Source organism: Pseudomonas sp. BMS12 (genome assembly GCF_001592875.1).
Classification (GTDB): Bacteria; Pseudomonadota; Gammaproteobacteria; order Pseudomonadales; family Pseudomonadaceae; genus Aquipseudomonas.
The window spans coordinates 2,243-2,537 of the sequence record NZ_LSOF01000035.1; the positions used below are offsets into that span (position 1 = coordinate 2,243).

The 295-nt window shown below is 55.6% G+C and carries 1 protein-coding gene; it reads left to right on the top strand.

All coding sequences use genetic code 11. The features are described from left to right. Positions 1 to 295 (top strand): hypothetical protein (locus tag AYB31_RS20930; protein ID WP_201787439.1); only part of this gene is annotated, 295 nt, incomplete at both ends.

Here is a 295-nt window from a genome sequence, read left to right on the forward strand (position 1 = left end):
GCCGGCAAGATTACCCTGATCAACGTAGTAGCCAAGATAGTGGGCGATCTGAAGGTCGATCATCTAACCACTATCAATAGTCAGGTCCAGGGCATCTACCGCAACAGTGCCAATGAGCTGGTGGTAGATGGCTTCAGCCTAGAGTTGCCCAGCAGTGGCAGCTGGTCGAAGGTGCGCGTGCTGAATGGCGGCGTGATCACCACGCCGGTGGCATCGGACAGCTTCACCCAAGGCATCACCATTACCGCCGACGAGATTGAGGTAGATGCGAGTTCGCGAATCGATGTAAGCGCTA